Source organism: Novosphingobium sp. (assembly GCF_049240505.1).
GTDB lineage: Bacteria > Pseudomonadota > Alphaproteobacteria > Sphingomonadales > Sphingomonadaceae > Novosphingobium.
Genome location: NZ_JBMLSM010000224.1, coordinates 13,899 through 34,044, shown reverse-complemented (window position 1 = coordinate 34,044; position 20,146 = coordinate 13,899). Strand labels below are relative to the sequence as shown.

The 20,146-nt window shown below is 63.8% G+C and carries 22 protein-coding genes and 1 pseudogene; 22 read left to right on the top strand and 1 reads right to left on the bottom strand.

Going from position 1 to position 20,146, the window contains the following annotated elements:
* The first annotated feature begins 1 nt into the window (after position 1).
* From ACOVQ0_RS18670 to ACOVQ0_RS18645, 6 genes and pseudogenes are all read left to right on the top strand, one after another.
* Positions 2–922, top strand: coding sequence for a flagellar biosynthesis protein FlgL (locus tag ACOVQ0_RS18670; protein ID WP_421888050.1), 921 nt, complete (start codon positions 2–4; stop codon positions 920–922).
* A gap of 55 nt (positions 923–977) precedes the next feature.
* On the top strand, positions 978–1,841 hold the full coding sequence (gene motA / locus ACOVQ0_RS18665) for a flagellar motor stator protein MotA (RefSeq protein ID WP_421888046.1): 864 nt from the start codon (positions 978–980) through the stop codon (positions 1,839–1,841).
* Between the two features lie 13 nt (positions 1,842–1,854).
* On the top strand, positions 1,855–2,694 hold the full coding sequence (locus ACOVQ0_RS18660) for a flagellar motor protein MotB (RefSeq protein ID WP_421888043.1): 840 nt from the start codon (positions 1,855–1,857) through the stop codon (positions 2,692–2,694).
* Between the two features lie 240 nt (positions 2,695–2,934).
* The gene (locus tag ACOVQ0_RS18655; RefSeq protein WP_421888040.1) at positions 2,935–3,690 is read left to right on the top strand and encodes a hypothetical protein; all 756 of its coding nucleotides are present in this window, start codon (positions 2,935–2,937) and stop codon (positions 3,688–3,690) included.
* 29 nt (positions 3,691–3,719) lie between these two features.
* A pseudogene (locus ACOVQ0_RS18650) lies at positions 3,720–3,989 on the top strand (OmpA/MotB family protein); the annotation flags it as partial.
* Positions 3,990–4,097: 108 nt separating this feature from the next.
* A complete protein-coding gene (locus ACOVQ0_RS18645) occupies positions 4,098–5,513 on the top strand; it encodes a diguanylate cyclase domain-containing protein (RefSeq protein ID WP_421888037.1) in 1,416 nt (471 codons plus the stop codon).
* 91 nt (positions 5,514–5,604) lie between these two features.
* On the opposite strand, the gene ACOVQ0_RS18640 is transcribed toward ACOVQ0_RS18645, so the two are convergent.
* Positions 5,605–6,486 (bottom strand): flagellin, encoded by an 882-nt coding sequence (locus ACOVQ0_RS18640; RefSeq protein ID WP_421888034.1) that lies wholly within the window; start codon positions 6,484–6,486, stop codon positions 5,605–5,607.
* 239 nt (positions 6,487–6,725) lie between these two features.
* Here ACOVQ0_RS18640 and ACOVQ0_RS18635 point away from each other — a divergent pair, with 239 nt between their 5' ends.
* The 16 genes from ACOVQ0_RS18635 to ACOVQ0_RS18560 are packed head-to-tail and all read left to right on the top strand — an operon-like array spanning position 6,726 to position 20,141.
* Complete coding sequence (locus tag ACOVQ0_RS18635) at positions 6,726–7,979, top strand: sigma-54 interaction domain-containing protein (RefSeq protein WP_421888031.1); 1,254 nt, start codon at positions 6,726–6,728, stop codon at positions 7,977–7,979.
* Positions 7,976–8,344 (top strand): flagellar hook-basal body complex protein FliE, encoded by a 369-nt coding sequence (fliE, locus tag ACOVQ0_RS18630; protein ID WP_421888028.1) that lies wholly within the window; start codon positions 7,976–7,978, stop codon positions 8,342–8,344. The genes ACOVQ0_RS18635 and fliE overlap by 4 nt, the downstream gene beginning before the upstream one ends.
* Positions 8,345–8,348: 4 nt before the next feature.
* Complete coding sequence (fliF, locus tag ACOVQ0_RS18625) at positions 8,349–10,085, top strand: flagellar basal-body MS-ring/collar protein FliF (RefSeq protein WP_421888025.1); 1,737 nt, start codon at positions 8,349–8,351, stop codon at positions 10,083–10,085.
* Positions 10,082–11,113, top strand: a complete 1,032-nt coding sequence (fliG, locus tag ACOVQ0_RS18620; protein ID WP_421888022.1) for a flagellar motor switch protein FliG — start codon at positions 10,082–10,084, stop codon at positions 11,111–11,113. Before fliF ends, fliG begins: the two co-directional genes overlap by 4 nt.
* On the top strand, positions 11,106–11,744 hold the full coding sequence (locus ACOVQ0_RS18615; protein ID WP_421888020.1) for a FliH/SctL family protein: 639 nt from the start codon (positions 11,106–11,108) through the stop codon (positions 11,742–11,744). The genes fliG and ACOVQ0_RS18615 overlap by 8 nt, the downstream gene beginning before the upstream one ends.
* Complete coding sequence (locus ACOVQ0_RS18610; RefSeq protein ID WP_421888017.1) at positions 11,738–13,060, top strand: FliI/YscN family ATPase; 1,323 nt, start codon at positions 11,738–11,740, stop codon at positions 13,058–13,060. Before ACOVQ0_RS18615 ends, ACOVQ0_RS18610 begins: the two co-directional genes overlap by 7 nt.
* Positions 13,057–13,488 carry a hypothetical protein gene (locus tag ACOVQ0_RS18605; RefSeq protein WP_421888014.1) on the top strand — a complete coding sequence of 144 codons (432 nt, stop codon included), beginning with the start codon at positions 13,057–13,059 and terminating at the stop codon, positions 13,486–13,488. Before ACOVQ0_RS18610 ends, ACOVQ0_RS18605 begins: the two co-directional genes overlap by 4 nt.
* A gap of 33 nt (positions 13,489–13,521) precedes the next feature.
* Positions 13,522–14,928 carry a hypothetical protein gene (locus ACOVQ0_RS18600; RefSeq protein WP_421888011.1) on the top strand — a complete coding sequence of 469 codons (1,407 nt, stop codon included), beginning with the start codon at positions 13,522–13,524 and terminating at the stop codon, positions 14,926–14,928.
* A gap of 42 nt (positions 14,929–14,970) precedes the next feature.
* Entirely contained in the window at positions 14,971–15,573 is a 603-nt protein-coding gene (locus ACOVQ0_RS18595) for a flagellar basal body-associated FliL family protein (protein ID WP_421888008.1), read from the top strand.
* A gap of 36 nt (positions 15,574–15,609) precedes the next feature.
* Positions 15,610–16,497: a FliM/FliN family flagellar motor switch protein gene (locus ACOVQ0_RS18590; RefSeq protein WP_421888005.1), complete on the top strand. Its 888-nt coding sequence runs from the start codon at positions 15,610–15,612 to the stop codon at positions 16,495–16,497.
* A 22-nt stretch (positions 16,498–16,519) separates the two neighbouring features.
* Positions 16,520–16,834 (top strand): flagellar motor switch protein FliN, encoded by a 315-nt coding sequence (gene fliN / locus ACOVQ0_RS18585; RefSeq protein ID WP_421888001.1) that lies wholly within the window; start codon positions 16,520–16,522, stop codon positions 16,832–16,834.
* A complete protein-coding gene (locus ACOVQ0_RS18580; protein ID WP_421887998.1) occupies positions 16,834–17,115 on the top strand; it encodes a flagellar biosynthetic protein FliO in 282 nt (93 codons plus the stop codon). The genes fliN and ACOVQ0_RS18580 overlap by 1 nt, the downstream gene beginning before the upstream one ends.
* Before the next feature lie 53 nt (positions 17,116–17,168).
* The gene (gene fliP, locus ACOVQ0_RS18575; protein ID WP_421888141.1) at positions 17,169–17,900 is read left to right on the top strand and encodes a flagellar type III secretion system pore protein FliP; all 732 of its coding nucleotides are present in this window, start codon (positions 17,169–17,171) and stop codon (positions 17,898–17,900) included.
* Complete coding sequence (gene fliQ / locus ACOVQ0_RS18570; RefSeq protein WP_421888138.1) at positions 17,900–18,175, top strand: flagellar biosynthesis protein FliQ; 276 nt, start codon at positions 17,900–17,902, stop codon at positions 18,173–18,175. Before fliP ends, fliQ begins: the two co-directional genes overlap by 1 nt.
* Positions 18,176–18,179: 4 nt before the next feature.
* Positions 18,180–18,962, top strand: coding sequence for a flagellar biosynthetic protein FliR (gene fliR / locus ACOVQ0_RS18565; protein ID WP_421887995.1), 783 nt, complete (start codon positions 18,180–18,182; stop codon positions 18,960–18,962).
* A gap of 15 nt (positions 18,963–18,977) precedes the next feature.
* The gene (locus ACOVQ0_RS18560) at positions 18,978–20,141 is read left to right on the top strand and encodes an EscU/YscU/HrcU family type III secretion system export apparatus switch protein (protein ID WP_421887993.1); all 1,164 of its coding nucleotides are present in this window, start codon (positions 18,978–18,980) and stop codon (positions 20,139–20,141) included.
* Positions 20,142–20,146: the final 5 nt, after the last annotated feature.

Here is a 20,146-nt window from a genome sequence, read left to right as displayed (position 1 = left end):
CATGACCACGATCTTCGGCACATCGACCAGCGCCTTCTTCGAACGCTCCTTGACCAATCTCTCTGCCCTGCGCAGCCAGGCAGAAGAGACGCAGGCAGAAATGTCGAGCGGCGAGCGCCTGCAGCGGTCTTCGGACGATCCGGTGGCGGCATCTCGCCTGCGCCAGCTTGCCCGCGCCGAAGCGTTCGATGCGATCGACAGCACTGCCACAGATCGCGCCACCAGCGATCTGACCCTTGCCGACGATGCGCTGACGCAGATGACCACTTTTGTTACGCGGTTGCAGGAACTGACAACACAGGCCGCATCTTCCACGCTGAGCGACAGCCAGCGCGCCGGCATTGGCGAGGAAGTGGCCCAGATCCGCGACAATCTCGTCGCCATCGCCAACACCCGCGATGGCGCGGGCAACGCTCTGTTTGGCGGCGAAAGTGCCGGGGTGGCCTACACGCTCGACGCCGCCGGAAACGCCACATACGCGGGTACTGCCACAGCAGGCACGCTTTCGCTTGGCGGCGGGCAGACCGTCTCACGCGGGTTGACCGGACCAGAGTTCATCCAGTTCCAGTCCGGCGGTGCAAGCGTAGACTTGCTGGCCATGACCAAAGACCTTGCCGATGCGCTGCAATCGGGCACTGGCGGCGCAGCAGCAGCCAATGCCGCGCTCTCAACGCTCAGCGATGGCCTCAACGCGATCACCACCGCGCAAACGGTGGTCGGCACGCGGCTCAACTGGATCGATCTCAACACCGACCGGCGGACCGCGCTGGCCGAACTGCGAACGACCGAACAGGCCGATATCGGCGGCGCAGACCTCACCGAATCAATAGCACGACTTCAGAACACCATGCTGGTGCTCGAAGCCAGTCAGGCCAGCTTTTCCAAGCTTGCCAACCTCTCACTGTTCAGCGTGCTGCGTTGACCGCGGCCCCACGCGGCAAGCGCCTCTCCTTGCTGCCAGACCGGGATAGCATTTCATGTTCGTAGGCATCGGTATCGTCATCCTGCTTGCAATGGTGTTTGGCGGCTTTGCCATCACCGGCGGTGATCTTGGCCCCGTGCTGCACGCATTGCCGCACGAAATGCTGATCATCGGCGGCGCGGCGGTGGGCGCCATCGTCACCGGCAACTCGATGCACGAACTCAAGGGCCTTGGCGGCGGTTTCGGCAAGGCGTTCAAGGGGCCAAAGCACAACAAGCAGGATCACGTTGATGCGATCGTGCTGTGTACCAAGCTGATGAAAATCCTGCGCAGCGATGGTCCGGTTGCGCTGGAAAGCCACGTCACCGATCCCAAGAACTCACCGATCTTCGCAGAATACCCGCGCCTTGTCGCCAACCACGCGCTCACCTCGCTGATCTGCGACACGCTGACGCTGATCGTGGTGTCATCGGGCACGCTTGAAGTTCACGCGGTCGAAGACGTGATGGATCACGCGATGAAAACGCACTTCCACGAAGAGCACGAAGCCCAGCACGCCATTCAGGGTCTTGCCGACGCATTGCCGGCGCTTGGCATCGTCGCCGCCGTGCTTGGCGTGGTCAAGACGATGGGTTCCATCGACAAACCGCCATCGATCCTCGGCGGCATGATCGGCTCGGCGCTGGTCGGCACCTTCCTTGGCATTCTGCTCGCCTATGGCATCGTCGGACCGATTGCGGGCCGTCTCAAGCAGGTGCTTGAACAGGACGAGATGATCTATCAGGCGGTCAAGCAGGTGATCATCGCGTCCTTGCACGGGTGGCCGCAACCACTTGTCGTGGAAAGCGCCCGCTCGGGCCTCGGCCATGCCTATCGTCCCGGCCTGTCCGAACTGCTCGACGCCCTCCGGGGCCGCTGAGGACACCTGAGCGATGGCCAAGGCACCGGCAAAGGGCAAGAACGAGCCGCCCAAACCGATCATCGTCAAGAAGATCACCATTGTCGCCGGTGGCCACCACGGCGGCGCGTGGAAGGTCGCCTATGCCGACTTCGTAACCGCGATGATGGCCTTCTTCCTGCTGATGTGGTTGCTGGGTGCCACCACCGAAAAGCAGCGCAAGGGCATTGCCGATTATTTCACCCCCACGCTGGTCAAGGTCCGGCAGGGCAGCGCAGGCGGCTATGGTGTGCTCGGCGGATCCTCGCTGACCGACGTGGACGATTACCCGCACCGCGCAGGCCAGACCGGCAACAAGACGCTCACCATCCCGCGCGATGCCACCGGCGGTCCGAAGGAAGGCGGTAGCAAGGTCAAGCGTTCGCAGGTGATGAAAGAGAAGATCGCGCAAAAGCTCGCCCAGTCCGAAAAGCTGCGCAAGCTGGCGCGGCAGGTGCGCATCACAGATACACCTGAAGGCGTACGGCTCGATCTGGTCGATGATGCCGATTTCTCGATGTTCCTGCTCGGCACCACAGTCCTCACGCCCGATGCCGCCGAACTGCTGCGCGCCATCGGGCAGGCCATCGCCGCCGATCCCAGCCAGATCACCGTGCGCGGCCATACAGACTCGCTGCCGTGGAAGAACGGCGTGGCCAACAACTGGTCGCTCTCTGCCGGGCGCGCTGAATCCACGCGGCAAGCCCTGATGCGGCAGGGCATCAGCGAACCCCGCTTCCGCCGGATCGAAGGCGTGGCCGACCGCGAGCCGCTGGTGCAAAACAACCCCGCCGACCCCCGCAACCGCCGCATGTCGATTTTGCTGGCGGGATGACGCCTCGGCAACCTGCTTGCGCTCGGCGGTCATCGCGATATCGTTCCAGCCGGAAGGATGCCCATGCCACAAAGCACAAGATCAATTGATACTCGCTCACCAAGGCGCAGCAGAACCGCTCTGCTGCGCCTTGCGGTATGCTCGGCGCTACTCTCAGGCATGCCAATCTCCCCGGCAATGGCCAGCACCTACGTTCCGCAGAAGTTGAAGTGCCCTGTCGGCGGCAAGAGCTTCAAATACATGGCGCTTGCCAGCATCACGCACTGGGGCCGACTGCCCGACGGAATGCCGCTGGGATCAGGTATTTTCCCTACACCGCCGCCCAAGTGCCCTGACAACGCCCTCGTCATGTACCGCGATTTCACGTCGGCCGAAATCAAATCGCTCAATGCTTTCGTGAACAGCGATGGCTACCGCGCGCTCATCACAAGCTCAGAAACGACGTACTACCTTGCGTGGCGCACGGCGAAGCATCTGGGCGATGCGGATGCAGTCTGGCTGCTGCTGCAGGCCAGCTGGGAAGCCAAGAACATCGATCCTGAAAGTGAGCGAGCGAAACGCTACAACAGCGAATTCGCAGAGGCCGCCAGCCAAGCGCCCAAGACACCAGTCTCGTTCGAGGCAATCGCCCTGCAGATGCGCCGCGCTAACGCCCTGCGTGAACTCGGGCGATTCGAAGCAGCTGAAGCAGCGCGCATCGCCATCTCAATTCCAGATAGCCTTGGCGGCAACGAGGAGGATGCAAACGCCAATCGCAAAGGCTGGAGGGACACCATTGCTGCCCTCGGCGCGGTTATCGCCAGACGCGACCCAAGCCGCACACCGATCGACATGATGGGCTCACGCGAAGCGGCCTCACGCTGCCTCGAAGCGGAGTTCGCCAAAAAGCAGAAGATGTCCCCACCTCCACCACTCACCGCTTTTGAACAAGGATGGTGCGCTCGCCCGGAGCTCGCCGAAGACCTCAATAGATTGCGCGAATACCTCGCCAACTGAACAAAAATCCCTGCTGCCTGAGGACGAGCCTCCGTGCCATCGGGCAGGCCATCGCCACCGATCCCAGCCAGATCACCGTGCGCGGCCATACAGACTCGCTGCCGTGGAAGAACGGCGTGGCCAACAACTGGTCGCTCTCTGCCGGGCGCGCTGAATCCACGCGGCAAGCCCTGATGCGGCAGGGCATCAGCGAACCCCGCTTCCGCCGGATCGAAGGCGTGGCCGACCGCGAGCCGCTGGTGCAAAACAACCCCGCCGACCCCCGCAACCGCCGCATGTCGATCCTGCTGGCTGGGTAACAGCAACGTGCATTTCCTCACGTTCTCAAACGCTTCACCGCAGCCTTTAGAAATCGTTAACGGCTTGAGCGCCTACTGATCGTAACGCCACACGATCGGAGTCGCGCCGTGCCCCTTCTTGAAAAGCTGCTCAGCTCCGGAGATCAGGGCCTGCACGATCTGGTAGAGGCTGGCAGTGCTCTTTTCGATTGCCCTATGGCGCTGGTCAGTGTCCTCGACAATGATTGCCAGCGCTTCCTTGCCCGGCGCGGCGTCGATGCGGACCAGACCCCAATCGAGCAATCGTTCTGCCGCGTCGCCGTGGCACAGGATCGCCTGCTTGTGGTGCCGGACACGCATCTTGACGTGCGCTTCCGCTCCAATCCGCTGGTCACCGGCGAACCCCAAATCCGCTTCTATGCCGGGGCACCAATCCGCGTCCGCCCGCACCCCGATGCCCCGGCACAGGGGATCGGCGCTTTCTGCGTCATCGATTCCCTTCCGCGCACCTTCTCCAAGGCCGACAGCGCCCGCCTCATCTCCTTCGCGCGCGGTGTCGAAGCCATGCTGCAATCGCGCCTCTCCAGCCTCGCCCTGTCCGAAGATGCGGTGCTGCTCAAGGCCATGCTGGCGGACAAGGAGCGCGCCGAACGGCAGTTCCGCCAGGCAGAACGCCTGACCTCGATCGGCTGCTGGCGGCTCGATCTGGCCAGCGAAAAGGTCGTCTGGTCCGAAGGTATATACGATATCTACGGCATCCCCTTTGGCGGCACGCAAAACCTCGACGATGCGCTGGCCTACTACGAACCGGAAGACCGCACCCGGCTCGAAGCCGCGCTCGATTCCGCAATGCGCACTGGCAAGCCCTTCGATCTCGAACTCGATCTCGTCCCCTCCTCCAGTTCGCTGAAAAGGGTGCGCGCGGTAGGTGAGCCGGAACTGGAGGATGGCCGCGTCACCGCGCTGATCGGCGTGCTGCAGGATGTAACCGAACGCCACCGTTCGATCGCCGAACTGGACAAGCGCGCCAACACCGATGAAGTCACCCTGATCGCCAGCAGGCACAAGTTCGTGTCCTACATCGATGCCCGCGTCGATCTCGCCAAGATCTCGCGCGAACGGCTCGCGCTCATGCTCATCGATCTCGATCACTTCAAGCAGGTCAATGATACACTTGGCCACGCCGCCGGAGACGATGTGCTGCGCGCTGTGGCAATGGTCCTGCGCTCGCCCTGGCTCAAAGGCTCGCTCGCCGCGCGGCTTGGCGGGGATGAGTTCGCGCTTGTCATCACCGATCCCGGCCTGATTGCGGGTCTGTCCGAACTTGCCGAAAAGCTCGTCGGGGAACTGCGCTTTCCGCGCCGCTCGCCCGCTGGCACCATTACCGTATCGGCCACCATCGGCTGTTCGGAACTGATCGGCACCAGCGACAACCGCCACGATCTGCTGCAACGCGCCGACCGCGCGCTTTATCGCGCAAAGGCGCAGGCACGCGGCACCTACTGGGTCGATATCCCCCGCCGGGATCTGGATAACGCCGCCTGACATCGCAAAAAAGCCCGGCGACCTTGGGAAAGGGCCGCCGGGCGTTGGACCCGCACCCGGTGGAGACGGGCGCGGGTCTTTTCCGTTTCGCTTACCGCAGCAGCGACAGCACGTTCTGCTGGCTCTGGTTCGCCTGCGCGATCATCGCCGTCGATGCCTGCGAAAGGATCTGGGCCTTGGCCATCTGCGTCGTTTCCGCCGAATAGTCGGTGTCTTCGATGCGGCTGCGCGCGTCCGAAAGGTTGGTAATGTTGTCGTTCAGGTTGTTCACTGCCGATTCCAGACGGTTCTGGCCTGCACCCAGCGTTGCACGGGTGGCGTTCACGTTGGCCAGCGCATCGTCTACGTTGTCGATGGTGGTTTCCGCATCGGCAACTGACGAAACATCAAGAGCCTGCGTGGTCGATGCCGCGTCATAGGCTGTGTCGGTTCCACCGAAAATCTTGGTGCCGTCAAACGCCTTGCTGACGATGGTCACGGTGTCGGTAGTGTTCGCACCGGTCTGGATGTCGAACGTCGCATCATCCGAACCATCGGCGGCAGGCGCTGCGCCAACCACGGCGAACACGGCGTTTCCGTTGAACTTGGTATTGTTCAGCACGTCCGAGATCTGGGCGTTGAGGTTGCCCACTTCCGATTGCATCGCATCGCGGTCGGACTGCTGATAGGTGGCCGACTTCGACTGGACAGCCAGTTCACGAACGCGCTGCAGCATGTTGGTCACTTCGTTCAGCGCGCCTTCTGCGGTCTGCGCCAGCGAAATGCCGTCGTTGGCGTTGCGCACGCCCTGGCTCATGCCCTTGATCTGCGACGTCATGCTGGTGGCAATCGCCAGACCTGCGGCGTCGTCCTTGGCGCTGTTGATGCGCTTGCCGGTCGACAGGCGCTCCATTGCAGTGCCGAGCATCTTGTTGGCGCTGTTCGAGGAATTGGTTGCCTTGATTGCGCTGATGTTGGTGTTGATAACGGCCATTGTTCCAGTCTCCGGTTGGGTGGTGTGTCGTTCCCGAAAGGACTGCCGGGCCAGAGGATCGACACGGCTGTCGGGACAAAGACCGGCAAAGTGCAGCCGGTTTTAAGCCACCCCCCGGCAAAAGACTGCCGGTTATAGGTATTGGCACTAGGGGTTTCCCTGCCCCTTAAAGTTTCAACCTGTTTGTCGGTTACGCGCGAAAGATGTGGCCAGACAGGATGGTTAACAGGGGTTTCAAAATGATTCGCGATTGCGGGGCACTGCAGTTCACCGAAGCGGCTTCAAAGGCACACCCGGCGCTGGTTCAGCGCGCGGCTTCGGTGCTTTCAAGCTATGGCAGCGAAGGCGAATGCCTTCTGGCCGACGCTTTCGAGAACGCCGCCATGCCCCCGCGCAAGCAGGTGGTCCTGCTCGAACGCGCCCCCACGCCGCAGATAGAACGGCCCGCTGGTAACCGCATCGCTACCGTCCGCTACACCGATGGCGCGGGCGAAGCGGCGCTTGCCGCCCTGCTTGCCTGCGCGGCAAAGCCCGGCGCCCCCATCGCCGCCGATCCCGAAAGCCTGTCCGTCCTCGCTCTTGCCGAACGTATCGCCGCAACCGACATCCCCGTCCTGATCAACGGCCCCACCGGCACCGGCAAGGAAGTGCTCAGCCGCTTCATCCATGATCGCTCGGCCCGCAAGGACAAGCCCTTCATCGCCATCAATTGCGCCGCCATGCCCGAAGCCATGCTCGAAGCGCTGTTGTTCGGCCACCAGAAGGGTGCCTTCACCGGCGCCAATGCCGCCAGCGAAGGTTTCTTCCGCGCCGCCGATGGCGGCACGCTGCTGCTCGATGAAATCGCCGAAATGCCGCTGACGCTTCAGGCCAAGCTGCTGCGCGCGCTTCAGGAAGGCGAAGTGGTGCCACTGGGCGCGACCCAGCCGATCAAGGTGGACGTCCGCGTCATCGCCTGCGCCAACCGCGATCTGCCGCTTGAGGTTGAGGAAGGCCGCTTCCGTGCCGACCTGTTCTACCGCCTCAACGTCTTCCCCCTCGCCCTGCGTTCCTTGAGCGAACGGCCCGACGATATCGCCCCACTCGCTTTCGCAATGGCGCTTCGCCACGCCACCAATGCGCCGTGGATCTCGGACGCGGCACTGGCGATGCTGGCCGCCCATGCCTGGCCCGGCAATGTGCGCGAACTCGAAAACGTCATCCGCCGCGCGCTGGTCCTTGCGGGCAACGCTCCGATGATCGGGCCAGAACACATCGCGTTCGATCGCACCACCCGCCTTGTCAGCGCGCCGGTGGCAGCGCCCGAAACATCCGACGCCAGACTGTCGAACATCGTCCAGATGTCGGAAGCCCGCGCGATCATCTCCACGCTGGAAGCCTGCAACGGCAGCCGCGTGGCAGCAGCGCGCCAGCTTGGCATTTCCGAACGCACCCTGCGCTATCGCCTCGCCAGCTTCCGTGAGGCCGGCATTGCCGTCGGTGGCCGGCGATGAGCGGGATCAGCGGCATTGGAGGCCGCGCCTCTGGCATTCAGGACATCATGGCCCTGCGCCAGCAGATCATGGAGCGGTCGCAGCTGCTCCAGCAGGTCAAGGCCCCCGACGCCACGCAGGCCACGGCCGCAAGTTCCGGCCCGGCGGGCAGCTTCACTGATACGCTCAAAGGCGCGCTCGATACCGTCAACGCCACGCAGAACAAGTCGAGCGCGATCAGCGAAGCCTATGAAAAGGGCGAAGTCGTCGATGTCGCCAAGGTCATGCTGGCCCGGCAGGAAGCGGGCGTTGCTTTCGAAGCCACCCTGCAGGTCCGCAACAAGCTGCTGAATGCCTATCAGGACATCATGCGGATGGGAGTGTGATTAAATGGCCGACCTAGCCGATACGCCCGCCCCATCTACCTTCAGCGTACTGACCGATCCCGCCGCCGGTGGTCCCGGCGCGCGGGCCAAGGCGTTCCTTTCTCAACCGCCGGTGCGCAAGATGTTGCCGTGGTTCGCGGGCGTTTCGGCTGCGGGCCTGTCAGCCGTTCTCTGGCTGGCAATGTCGCCTGCGCCGCAGCGGATGCTTTACAGCCAGCTTTCCGATGGCGAACGCGCCGAAGTGATCGCCAGCCTCGAAAAAGCGGCGATCCCCTATCAGATCGACAATGCCAGCGGCGCGATCACCGTGGGCGAGGATGATCTCTACAAGGCGCGCATGGCCGCCGCGTCCGATGGCGCGATCGCCACGCCCGAAACCGGCACCCAGATGCTCGACAAGCTGCCGATGGGAGCCAGCCGTGGCCTTGAAGGCCAGCGGTTGAAAGCCGCGCGCGAGCGCGAGCTGGAACTGACGATGATGGAAATCGATGGCGTGGAATCCGTCCGCGTCCATCTCGCAGAACCCGAAAAGTCGGTCTTCGTGCGTGACAATATCGCGCCGTCTGCCTCGGTTATGGTCAAGCTGAAGAGCGGGCGGCAGCTTTCTGAAAGCCAGGTGCGCGCCATCGTCAACCTTGTCGCCGGGTCGGTGCCGGGCCTGTCGATCGATGCCGTGCGTGTGGTCGATCAGCACGGTCGTCTGCTGTCCGAAGCGGGCGGTGTCGATGGTGACCGGCTCGAACTGCAGCAGCGTATGGAAGAAAAGCTGCGCCAGCAGGTTGCCCAGTTGCTGACGCCGATGCTCGGCGATGGCAACTTCTCGTCCGAAATTCAGGTCGATCTCGATATGGATCAGGTCACCTCCGCGCGCGAAAGCTATGACAAGCAGGGCGTGGTGCGACAGGAAAGCCAAAGCGCATCGCAGTCTGCCGCCGCTGCTCCAGCGCAGGGCGTGCCGGGCGTCACCGCAAATACCCCGCCGCCTGCCACCGTAGCGCAGCCCGGCGCGCCTGCGGGCACGCCGCCTGCCTCAGCCGCTACGGCTCAGCAGAACGGTGAGAGTAGCTCCACCAGAACCTACGAACTGGGCCGTGAAGTTGCTGTTTCCAACCAGACACCCGGCAAGGTCCGCCGCCTCTCGGTCGCCGTCGCCCTCAGCGCAGAAGTCATGGCCAAGGCCAAGCCGGCAGAGATCGAGCAGATCAAGCAGTTGATCAGTGCCGCTGTTGGTGCCGATACAGCGCGCGGCGATCAGGTGGCTGTGGCGGTGCGTGCGTTCAAACCTGCCGTGGTCGAACCTGCGCCCTTCTGGGAAACTCCGTGGTTTGCCACGATCCTGCGCAATGCCGTGGCGCTTGTCGCAGTGCTGCTCGTGCTCCTTCTCGGCGTTCGCCCGCTGATCAAGGCGTTGAAGCGCGATCCCGCCAATACGGAAGAAGCGCCGAAAAGGAAGAAGGGCAAGAAGGACGAAACGGCAGAGGACGAAGACTCTGAAACCGGTGAAGACGGTGATGGGGATGCGGCTGGCGAAGATGCCGAAGATGCAGTTCCCCAAGTTACAGCCGAAGAAGTCGCCGCCGCAATCCAGCCTGCCCAAGACCCGGAAACCGGCGTGGTCGATGCCGAAGCGCTGGCACGGCAGGTCAGTCTTGCCCAGCGCCTCGTCGTCGAAAAGCCCGACAATGCGCTGGTTGCGTTGAAACAGATGCTCAAAGAGCCTGAAGAAGAAGGTGCCGCATGAGCGAGATGACAGACATCCTCGGCGACGATGCGCAGATTTCGGACCCCGAACGCGCTGCGGTCATGGTCATGCTGCTGGAAGACGATCAGGCGGCGCAGATTCTCTCGCAGCTTGAACCGTCCGAACTTCGGCTTCTCGGCGAAAAGATGTGCGCGCTGGGCGAAATCGGCCCGGTCGCCATCGCGCAGGCCATCGCGGGCTTTGTGGAAAAGACCGAACGCCTTGGCCTGATCGCGCACGATCGCGTCGGGCAGGTGCGCTCGCTGATGACGCGCGCCGTGGGCGAAGTGAAGGCCGACAGCCTGATGCAGCGCATCCTGCCGGATGATCCTTCGCGCACGCCAACCATAGAACTCGCCCGCTGGCTGACGCCGCAGGTCATCGTCCCGCTGATCCGCGATGAACATCCGCAGGCGATTGCAGTGCTGCTGGTGCAACTCGATCCCGAAGTGGCCGCTGCCGTGCTTCACGCCATGCCCGAAGAAATTCAGGGGCAGGTCGTCCACCGCATTGCCTCGCTCGGCCCGGTCGCACCCGAAGCCATTGCCATGCTTGAAGAAATGCTCGACCGGCGCATTCTCGAATGCCACGGATCGGCTGCGCTTTCGATGGGTGGCCCGCGCGAGGCCGCAGACATCATCAACGCATCGGCCCGCGCGGTCGAAAAGCGCGTCATGCCCGAAATCACCAAGGCGGACCGCCAGCTTGCCAAGGCCATCGAGAACGAGATGTTCAAGTTCGAACACCTCTATGTACTCGACGACAAGTCGATGGGCGCGCTGCTGCGCGAGGTGGACAGCGATGCGTTGATCGCCGCGTTGAAGGGCATTGCCGAGGAACTGCGCGAACCGTTCTTCCGCTCGATGTCGGCGCGCGCTGCCGATGGTATCCGCGATGAAATCGCCGCGCGTGGTCGCATGAAGATGGCTGAGGTGATCGAGGCGCAAAAGGCCATGATCACCGCCGCTCGCCGCCTCGCCGCCGAGGGCGTGATCGTGTTCGGTGCAGGCGATGATGATTATGTCTGACCCCCTGCGGGCAGTGTCTCTGGCTGACCTCGGACGGGTATCCGCAGGCTTTGCGCACGACCGCCGCTTCTTCCCCGATCTGGTAATTCCTGAAGTGCACCTAGATGCACCTAGCGCGCACCTGGACGCACCAGGTGACACCGACGATGCCGCAGAAGTATCTGATCCACTGGCAGAAAAGTGGGCCGAAGGATACGCGCGCGGCATGGGCGATGCGCAGGAAGCCGCAGCCCAAATCATCGCCGAACAGGACGCCGCGAGGAGCAAAATCGAACTCGCTTTATCGCGCCTCGACGCTGCCATGCAGTCCGACCTGAAGGACCGCCTGCGCGAAACCGTGATCGCCCTGTGCGAATCCGCGATAGCGCCCGCCGCGCTCGATCCCGATGGTCTGACCCGCCGCGTCGAAGTTGCCGCCGCAATGCTCGCCCGCGCCGAGGATGCCCGCGTAATTCGCCTGCATCCTGAAGATCTTGCGCTGATCGCCGCGCGCTTGCCCGAAGACTGGCATTTCGAACCCGACGCTGCGCTGGAGCGCGGCTCGGTGCGCGTCGAAGGCGCGAGTGGCGGGGTTGAGGATGGCCCGGAGCAGTGGCGGCGCTCGATTGAGGAGGCGTTGCGGCAATGCTGAATCTGGCCGAACCGCTGTTTGACAGCATGGCCCTGTGCGGCCCCGATTTCACCCCGCCGCGCTATGGTTTGCTGGCCGCCTGCGATGGCGGAATGCTTGAAGTTTCGGGGCTTTCCGTGCCCATCGGCACGCAATGCCGCATCGCGCATGGGGCCGGGTCGCTCACCGCCGAGACGATAGGTTTTCGCAACGGGCGCACGCTGATGATGCTCCTTGGCGATCCCGTACTTCTGCGCCCCGGCGCGAAGGTGCGCCCCGAAGGCCGGCCCGGCATGGTCCCGGTGGGCGAGGCGTTCCTTGGCCGCGCGGTGGATGGAGAGGGCAAACCTATCGACGGGCGCGGCCCCATCAACAGCCGCCGCGAATGGCCCGCCGGTGGCGTGCGCGCTGCCGCGCTGGACCGGTCCCCGGTGCGCGAGAGTTTCGATACCGGCGTGCGCGCGCTGAACGCCCTGACCACCTTCGGTATCGGCCAGCGCATCGGCATCATGGCCGGGTCTGGCGTGGGCAAATCCGTGCTTCTCGACATGATCGCGCATGGCGCGGAGGCCGAGATCGTGATCGTGGGCCTGATTGGCGAGCGCGCGCGCGAAGTATCTGATTTCGTTGAACGACACATGCAGGGATCGAAGCGCGAACGCTCGGTCATCGTGGCCGTCCCCGCCGACCACGCGCCGAACTTGCGCATCCGTGGCGCGATGATGGCCACCGCATTGGCCGAATACTTCCGCGCGCAGGGCAAGCGCGTGCTGCTGATCATGGACAGCCTGACGCGCGTGGCCCACGCGGGCCGTGAAATTGCGCTGCTGCTGGGCGAACCCGGCGCGGCGCGTGGCTACCCGCCGTCCGCGCTCGCCACGATCACCAAGCTGGTGGAGCGCGCGGGCAATTCGGCGGAAAGCGGTGGTTCGGTGACGGGCCTCTACACCGTGCTGGCCGATGGCGACAACCAGGATGACCCGGTGGTCGATACCGCGCGCTCGATCCTTGATGGGCATATCGTGCTGTCACGCGATCTGGCGCAGCGCGGGCAATATCCGGCGATAGACATCGCCGCATCGCTGAGCCGCGTGATGAACGATATCACCGCGCCCGAACACCAGAAAGCTGCCCGCACCTTCCGCGCGCTGGTGGCAAGTTATGAAGCCAACCGCGATCTGGTGTTGATGGGGGCCTATCGCGCCGGGGCCGATCCTCAGCTTGACCGGGCGATTGCCATGCACGAGGCATTGACCGGCTTCATCAGCCAGCCGCAGCGTGAGGTGGTGCCGATGGTGCCCAGCGTTGCCGCGCTGACGCAGTTGATCGGGCCGTGAAGGCCGAACGCGCGCGGCTGGCCCGGCTCAAGAGGCTGGAGCGCATTCGTGACATTGCGCGGCAGACCGCCCTTGCCGAAGCAGGCAAGGCAGAAGGCACGCTGTCGCAGTTGCAGGGTCTGGTAGAACGCACCAGCCGCCTGTCTGCCGATTATGCCGCCCGCACCGATGTGCGCGATGCGCATGGGCTTCAGCAGTTGCGGCACTTCATCGCCGGGCTTGACCGCATCACCAGCGGAACCCGCGCCGATGCCGAAGCGGCAAAGCGTATTGCCGATGCCAAGGCGCAGGAAGCCGCCGCTGCCGAACGCCGCCGCGCCGCCGTGGAAGAGCGTGCACAAGCGCAGGAGCGTCTGATCGCCCGCAAGATCGCATCAGGGGCAATACCTACGACCGGCAAGAAGCCATCTGGCACGGGTCTTGAATAAACAGGGTTAACGCAAACGCCGGAGACCCTTGCGATGACCGACCTTTCCGCCCTTTCCCTGCAGACCGCCCTGACGCCTGTGGCAATGCCCACCGTGGCGGCACCGCTGGAAAAGGCAGGAAACCCGGCGGAATTGGGCGCTGGCAGCGGCACGCCCACTCCCCCCAGTTTTGACGCGCTGCTGGCACTTATGACCACGACGCAGGCGGCAACGTCGCAAGCGGCAGGCGCGATTTTGCCGGAAAGCGGCAAGACTTTGCCGGAAGCGGCAATTGCCGTTGCCCCCCTTCCGCTGGCAAACTTGCCGCAGGCCGCTTTGCTGAAGGTAAATCCTGCCCGCCCGACACAACCCACCGATACAGCAACGGATGTCGCCGCCGATCCGCTCGCCGAAGTGGTCGATGAAAACGCTGTTCCTTCCGATGGCGAAGCCGAAGTAGCGACGCAGCCCGATATTGCGCTGTTCACTGCGATCTTTGCCGCGCCCGACCGGCTTGCCGCCCCGGCCGCGCAGACAGAGCCAAACAGCGCAGCGTCCCCGCAATTGCCCGTTGCCACTCCTGCCAGCCCGGCCACGCCAGCACCCGGCACCGCGCCCGCGACACCAGCCACGGTTGCCGCTGCGATCGCCAGCACTGCACAGATCGAGCTGGCGCCCACGTCGCGCACCACCGCAACGCCGGTGACGGCAAGAGTGGCCAGCCCATCTGCAGCGGAACAGGCTGCCCCAGCCGCGCCAGCAGTCGCTCCGGCAACCACCCTTGCCGCCACACTGCAGACCGCCGACACCGCGCCTGCCACGCCGAACGCAACGCCGGTGACGAGCGATGCCTCCATCGCCCCGGAATCAAGCGAAGTCTCACCCCGCAAACAGGCCGCATCCGCACCCGAAGCCGCAAAGCTGCAATTGGCCGAAGCACTCACGCCTTCGACCGTTTTCACCGAAGCGCCAGTTCAGGCCGATAACCAGCCGGTAAGCGGGGCTGCCCGCAGCGAAACCAAGGCCGAGCGCATCGATTTTGCCACGCTGGTCGATACGCTCGCCCGCGCCCGCGAAGAGGCTTCGCCGCGCACGGTGAACGTAGCGGTGACCAACACCGATTTCGGGCGTGTGTCCTTGCGTTTTGACCGCAATGACAACGGCATGGCGGTGGCAATGAGCAGTGCCGACCCCGGCTTTGCCCGCGCGGTAAGTGCCAGCGCAGACGCGGCCGCCACATCGGCCGACACCCGCAATCCCAATTCCCAGGCACAAGGCGATGCCCGCGCGCAAGCCAGCGATACCAGCACACAGCGGCAGCAGCAAAGTCAGCACCAGCAGGGCCAACAGCAGCAGGCGCGCACCGACGTGCGCACCGGCACCGGTGGCACCCAAGCCTCCACCCTCCACGAAGATGCCACCGGCAAGACCCGCGACAGCGACAGCGGCATTTATGCCTGATTTTGGGCCTGATCCTGACATTCCAATTCTGAGAGAGCGACCATGAGCGACAAAGGCGACAAGGAAGAAAAGCCCAAGAAGAAAAAGGGTGGCGGCATGATGATGAAAGTCGTCGGCGCAATTGCCCTGCTGGGCGTTGGCGGCGGCGGCGTGTTCGGCCTTGTGGCAGCGGGCGTGATCGGCGGCGGTGGCCCGCATGAAGTGATCAAGGTGGACAACAACCCCAAGTTGATCCGCAAGGGGGAGGAAGACCCCTATGCCCCCGCAGCCAAGGAAGGCGAAGGCGAAGGAGCCGCTGGCGACACCGACGGCGATGGCGGGAGCGAGTTCCGCACCGTCTATTACAACTTCCCCGAAGACTTCACATCGAACCTGCGCAATTCTGACGGACTGCTGCAGGTGAACATCTCGGCCTCGACCCGCCGCGATTACCGCGTGGTGCTGTGGATGAAGAAGCACGAACTGGCGATCCGGTCCGCACTGCTGATCGCCATTGCCGATACGCCTGAAGAAGATGTGATCAGCCCGGACGGCAAGGGTCGCCTGCAAAAGCGCCTGACCGCCACGATCAACAAGGTTCTGACCGAGAACGAGGGCTTTGGCGGGGTGGAGAACGTCTACTTCAAGTCGTTCATCGTCCAGTAAATTTCCGAAAATTCGAACCGAGGCTTTCTGCCCCCCATGAAACCAGAACGCGCCTTTATTGCCGAACGTGCCATCGCGCAGCACGATGCGGCCCTGCTGCGCCCCGGCCCGGACACCGCAGAACTTGTGTCCGCGCTGGCGCGGATGAGCGAGCGTCTGGCCAAGGCGGTGCGCGGTGCTTTGTCGCCCCTGCTGGGTGGAGCGGAGCCGCAGATCAATCCGGCCAAGCCGATGAAGACCGATTTTGAGGATTTCTGTTCGGAAATCCCGCGCCTTGCCGCCAACAGCCTGATGCAGATCGGCCACGGACCATTCATGGTGACGATTGAGGGCGAAAGCGTGCTGCGGCTGGTTGACCGCGCGTTCGGTGGCCCCGGCGATACCCCCGGATCGCTGCCCAAGGAGTTCCCGCTTTCCGCCGAACTGATGATCGGGCGGATCGAACAGCTCCTCGCCACCTGCCTTGCCGTGGCGCTGGGCGGCAGCGGTGCCCCCATCCGCGCGGTGCGGCGCGATGCCAGCCTTGCACAGCTTCAGGCCATGCCGGGCAGCACGCCGGTTGCGGCACTGACGCTGAACGTGCTGGAACAGGGCCGGATGCCGTGGATGATTTCCGTCGCTTTCCCAATGGATACGCTGGCCCAGATGTTCGCGCATGGTGAAAGCCAGCGTCCTGCAAAGGCCACGCGCGGCCCGGCCCGGCCAACCGACGCCCCTTTTGCCGACCTGCCGATCGATCTGAGCGCGGTGCTGGTGGACATGAAACTGCCGCTGGCCACCGTCTCGGCGCTGCGTGTGGGACAAGTCCTATCCGTGCCGATTGCGCGCAACGTGCCGCTGCGGGTGGGCGACAAGACATATGCCACCGGCACCATCGGCGCGCTCGAAGATCGCGTCGCCATCCAGATCAACCAGCTTTCCTGATTTTCACGAGAGGCCAGAACAGATGACCTTCCAGCCCCGCGGTTTTGATTTCCTCAAGGATGTCGATGTCCGCCTGACCGTTGAACTAGGCCGCACTTCGATGAAGCTGAAGGACGTGTTGGGCCTGACCGAGGAATCGGTCGTCATGCTCGACCGGATGACCGACGAACTGCTCGACGTAATGGTCAACGGCAAGCTGATCGCGCGCGGTGAAGTGGTGGCGCAGGGCGACAGGTTTGGCCTGCGCATCGTCGAGCTTGCTGGATCGGACGGCGAAGAAGCCGCCTCGCCCGAAAAGAAAGCGCCCAAGGCTGCGGCCAAGGGGGATGAAGACTGATGTTCTGGTACGTCCTCAAACTCCTGGTCCTGCTGCCACTGATCGGCGGTCTGGCCTGGGCCAGCCTGAAGTTTGCCAAACGCATGGAAGGCCGCTTCATGAGCGGGAACGCGCCGAAGTCGGTGCGGATCGTGGAAACGCAGATGCTTTCCCCCACGCTGCGACTGGCCGTGCTGGAATTCCACGGGCGCGAAATTCTGGTTTCGGCGGGCAAGAACGGACTCGTCCGGTTGGCCGAAGCGCCAGCGCGACCCAAGGTTGACGCGGAGGAAGTGCAGTGAAGCGCCTCTTCGCCATGATGACGACCGCGCTCGTCCTGTTACCGCATCACGCGATGGCTGCGGTGGCTGCGGCTCCTGCTACCGCGCAGCAACCTGCCGCGCTTTCGGGCGCGCTGGACCGGGCGTTCGGGCAGATGGCCGGGGCGCAGAGCGGCGGATCACTATCGCTTTCGTTGCAGCTCCTGCTCATCATGGGGCTGCTGACGATCCTGCCCACGCTGGTGCTGATGATGACCAGCTTCACCCGTGTGCTGATCGTGCTTTCCATCCTGCGGCAGGCAATGGGCCTGCAGCAATCGCCCCCCAATCAGGTGCTGATCGGGCTGTCTCTGTTCCTTTCGCTGTTCATCATGGGGCCGACGCTCGACAAGGTGAACGCCAATGCGATCCAGCCCTATGCCAGCGGGCAGATCGGCGCAGAGCAGGCCTTTGCGGCGGGCGGGCGCGAATTTCACGGCTTCATGATCCGCCAGACGCGCGAAACGGATTTGCGCATGTTTGCCGATATGGCCAAGGCCCCGCGCTTTGCCAGCACGGCAGACGTGCCCTATTCGATCCTGCTGCCGGCTTTCGTCACCAGTGAGCTGAAAACCGCGTTCCAGATCGGCTTCATGCTGTTCCTGCCGTTTCTGGTGATCGATCTTGTCGTCTCATCCGTGCTGATGAGCCTTGGCATGATGATGATGAGTCCGACGATTGTGTCCCTGCCGTTCAAGCTGTTGCTGTTCGTGCTGGTCGATGGCTGGGCGCTGCTGATGGGCAGCCTTGCAGCGAGTTTCGGATGATGGAAGACACCTCCGCCCTTCTCTCGCTGGCCGATCGGATGCTTTGGATCACCGCGCTGGTGGCGGCACCGGTGCTGCTCGCCTCGCTTGCCGTGGGCCTTGTCGTCGGCGTCATTCAGGCCGCGACTTCGGTAAACGAACAGACGCTGACTTTCGTGCCCAAGCTGGCGGTTACCGCGCTGGTGCTGGTGCTGTTCGGTTCGGCCATGCTGGGCCTGATCGGGGATTTCACGAAAGAGATCTTCGACCAGATCGCCGCGACCGGTCAGGGTTGAGCGCGTGCTGCAACTGAACTTCGGCTTTGGCGCGCTTGAAGCCGATTTCTGGCGCTGGATGTTCGTGATGACGCGGATCGGCGCTGCGATGTTTGCTGCACCGCTGTTTGGCGCGGCCACGGTGCCGCCGCAGGTGCGCGTGATCGTGACCGGGGCGATTGCCCTGCTGATCTGCGGGTGGACACCGGTTGCCGCCCCCCCTGCGCTGCTTTCGGTAGGCGGGCTTCTGATGGTGGCCAATGAGGTCGTGATCGGCCTTGCCATCGGTTTTGCGCTGCAACTCTCGTTCGCCGCGCCGACTTTGGCGGCGGAGATCATCGGTGGCGGCATGGGCATGTCCATCGCCACCACGGCAGACCCGGTAAGCGGGGCAAGTTCGCCCGCGATGGGGCAGTATTTTGCGGTGGTGCTGACGGTGATCTTCCTTGGCACCGGGGCGCATCTCAACTGGATCGCGCTGCTGGTTGATAGCTATGCCACCTTCCCGCCGGGCACAGCGTGGCTCGCGCCGGGGCGGATGGAACTTATAACGCAGTTTGCAAGCCAGATGTTCGTCACCGCGCTGCTGATCGCACTGCCGGTCACACTGATCCTGCTGCTGGTGCAGGTGACGACGGGGATCATCAGCCGGTCCGCGCCAAGCCTCAACCTGTTCTCGCTCGGCTTGCCCGCAGGCGTGCTGGCAGGCCTTGCCGCCATGATCGCCGCCGCGCCGATGCTGCCTGACGTGATGGTTGATATTTCCGCCACCGCCGTCGGCCAAGCCGCCGCGCTGATCGCGCAATAAGGAGAGGCGTCCGCAATGGCCGAGCAGGAGGGCGAGAAGTCCTTTGCCCCGACAGAGAAGCGCAAGAAGGACGCTGCCAAGAACGGCGACGTCTTGCGGTCGAAAGACCTTGCGACCGCTGTGGGCGTGCTGGTGGGAGCAGCGTGGCTTAAGTTTGCGGGGCCGTGGCTGTTCGATGCCCTGCAGGATACGCTGCGCGTTTCGTTCACGCTGGATCGCGCCGCGATTGAGGATTTTACACCGAACAAGCTGCTGATGGGCGCGCTGGTGTCCGTGCTGCCGCCGGTCTTCGTGCTGGGCGGACTGGTGCTGGCGGCTTCGGTGTTCTCGCAAGTGGGGCTTTCCGACGGACGCTGGAACGCTGGAAACCTTGCGCCCAAGGCATCGCGCCTGAATCCCCTGTCGGGGCTGAAGCGCATGTTCGGGCCGCAGGGCTGGATCGAACTGGCAAAGGGTCTTGCCAAGCTGGCGCTGCTGGGCACGATTGCCTACGCTTGGGCCAAGGGTGAGGTTGCCGACCTCATCGGCCTTGGCCACGGCGATATTCATGGGCAACTTGTGCAGGCGTGGGACGCGATCACATCGCTTGCGTTTGCACTGGCGGCAGGGCTGGTGGTGATCGCGCTGATCGACTTCCCGATCCAGTGGGTGCGCCGCTTCTTCCGCCTGCGCATGACGCTGCAGGAGATCAAGGACGAGCACAAGGACGCCGAAGGTTCGCCCGAAAAGAAGGCCGCAATCCGCCAGAAGCAACGCCAGTTCGCGATGGGCGCGATGCAGGGGGCGATGGCCAAGGCGCAGTTCGTGATCACCAACCCTACGCACTTTTCGGTGGCGCTTACCTATGACCCCGATCTAGCCCCCGCCCCCGTGGTGCTGGCCAAGGGGCGCGGAGAAAGGGCGCTGGCGATGCGCGAACTTGCCGCCGAACTGGGCGTGCCGACCATCGAGATTCCGCCCCTTGCCCGCTCGGTCTATTTCACCACGCGCGAAAACCAGATGATCCGCGAAGACCTATATGCCGCAATCGCATCGGTGCTGGCCTTCGTGATGTCGCTGAAACGGGGCGACAATCCGGTGCTGCCGCCAATCGACCTGCCGATCCACATGCAATTCGACGCCGATGGCCGACCGGAAGCCGTCGTGCAGCTTAACCGCGCCGCCGCGCAACCGTCCTAGGGATC

Coding starts and splice junctions, on each gene's coding strand:
- ACOVQ0_RS18655 (WP_421888040.1), top strand. CDS start 2,935: ATGGCGCTTGCCAGCATCACGCACTGGGGCCGACTGCCCGACGGAATG.
- ACOVQ0_RS18580 (WP_421887998.1), top strand. CDS start 16,834: ATGTTCTGGTACGTCCTCAAACTCCTGGTCCTGCTGCCACTGATCGGC.
- ACOVQ0_RS18610 (WP_421888017.1), top strand. CDS start 11,738: ATGCTGAATCTGGCCGAACCGCTGTTTGACAGCATGGCCCTGTGCGGC.
- fliE (WP_421888028.1), top strand. CDS start 7,976: ATGAGCGGGATCAGCGGCATTGGAGGCCGCGCCTCTGGCATTCAGGAC.
- ACOVQ0_RS18670 (WP_421888050.1), top strand. CDS start 2: ATGACCACGATCTTCGGCACATCGACCAGCGCCTTCTTCGAACGCTCC.
- ACOVQ0_RS18615 (WP_421888020.1), top strand. CDS start 11,106: ATGTCTGACCCCCTGCGGGCAGTGTCTCTGGCTGACCTCGGACGGGTA.
- ACOVQ0_RS18590 (WP_421888005.1), top strand. CDS start 15,610: ATGAAACCAGAACGCGCCTTTATTGCCGAACGTGCCATCGCGCAGCAC.
- fliN (WP_421888001.1), top strand. CDS start 16,520: ATGACCTTCCAGCCCCGCGGTTTTGATTTCCTCAAGGATGTCGATGTC.
- fliQ (WP_421888138.1), top strand. CDS start 17,900: ATGGAAGACACCTCCGCCCTTCTCTCGCTGGCCGATCGGATGCTTTGG.
- ACOVQ0_RS18600 (WP_421888011.1), top strand. CDS start 13,522: ATGACCGACCTTTCCGCCCTTTCCCTGCAGACCGCCCTGACGCCTGTG.
- fliF (WP_421888025.1), top strand. CDS start 8,349: ATGGCCGACCTAGCCGATACGCCCGCCCCATCTACCTTCAGCGTACTG.
- fliP (WP_421888141.1), top strand. CDS start 17,169: ATGGCTGCGGTGGCTGCGGCTCCTGCTACCGCGCAGCAACCTGCCGCG.
- ACOVQ0_RS18595 (WP_421888008.1), top strand. CDS start 14,971: ATGAGCGACAAAGGCGACAAGGAAGAAAAGCCCAAGAAGAAAAAGGGT.
- motA (WP_421888046.1), top strand. CDS start 978: ATGTTCGTAGGCATCGGTATCGTCATCCTGCTTGCAATGGTGTTTGGC.
- ACOVQ0_RS18640 (WP_421888034.1), bottom strand. CDS start 6,486: ATGGCCGTTATCAACACCAACATCAGCGCAATCAAGGCAACCAATTCC.
- fliG (WP_421888022.1), top strand. CDS start 10,082: ATGAGCGAGATGACAGACATCCTCGGCGACGATGCGCAGATTTCGGAC.
- ACOVQ0_RS18560 (WP_421887993.1), top strand. CDS start 18,978: ATGGCCGAGCAGGAGGGCGAGAAGTCCTTTGCCCCGACAGAGAAGCGC.
- ACOVQ0_RS18635 (WP_421888031.1), top strand. CDS start 6,726: ATGATTCGCGATTGCGGGGCACTGCAGTTCACCGAAGCGGCTTCAAAG.
- ACOVQ0_RS18660 (WP_421888043.1), top strand. CDS start 1,855: ATGGCCAAGGCACCGGCAAAGGGCAAGAACGAGCCGCCCAAACCGATC.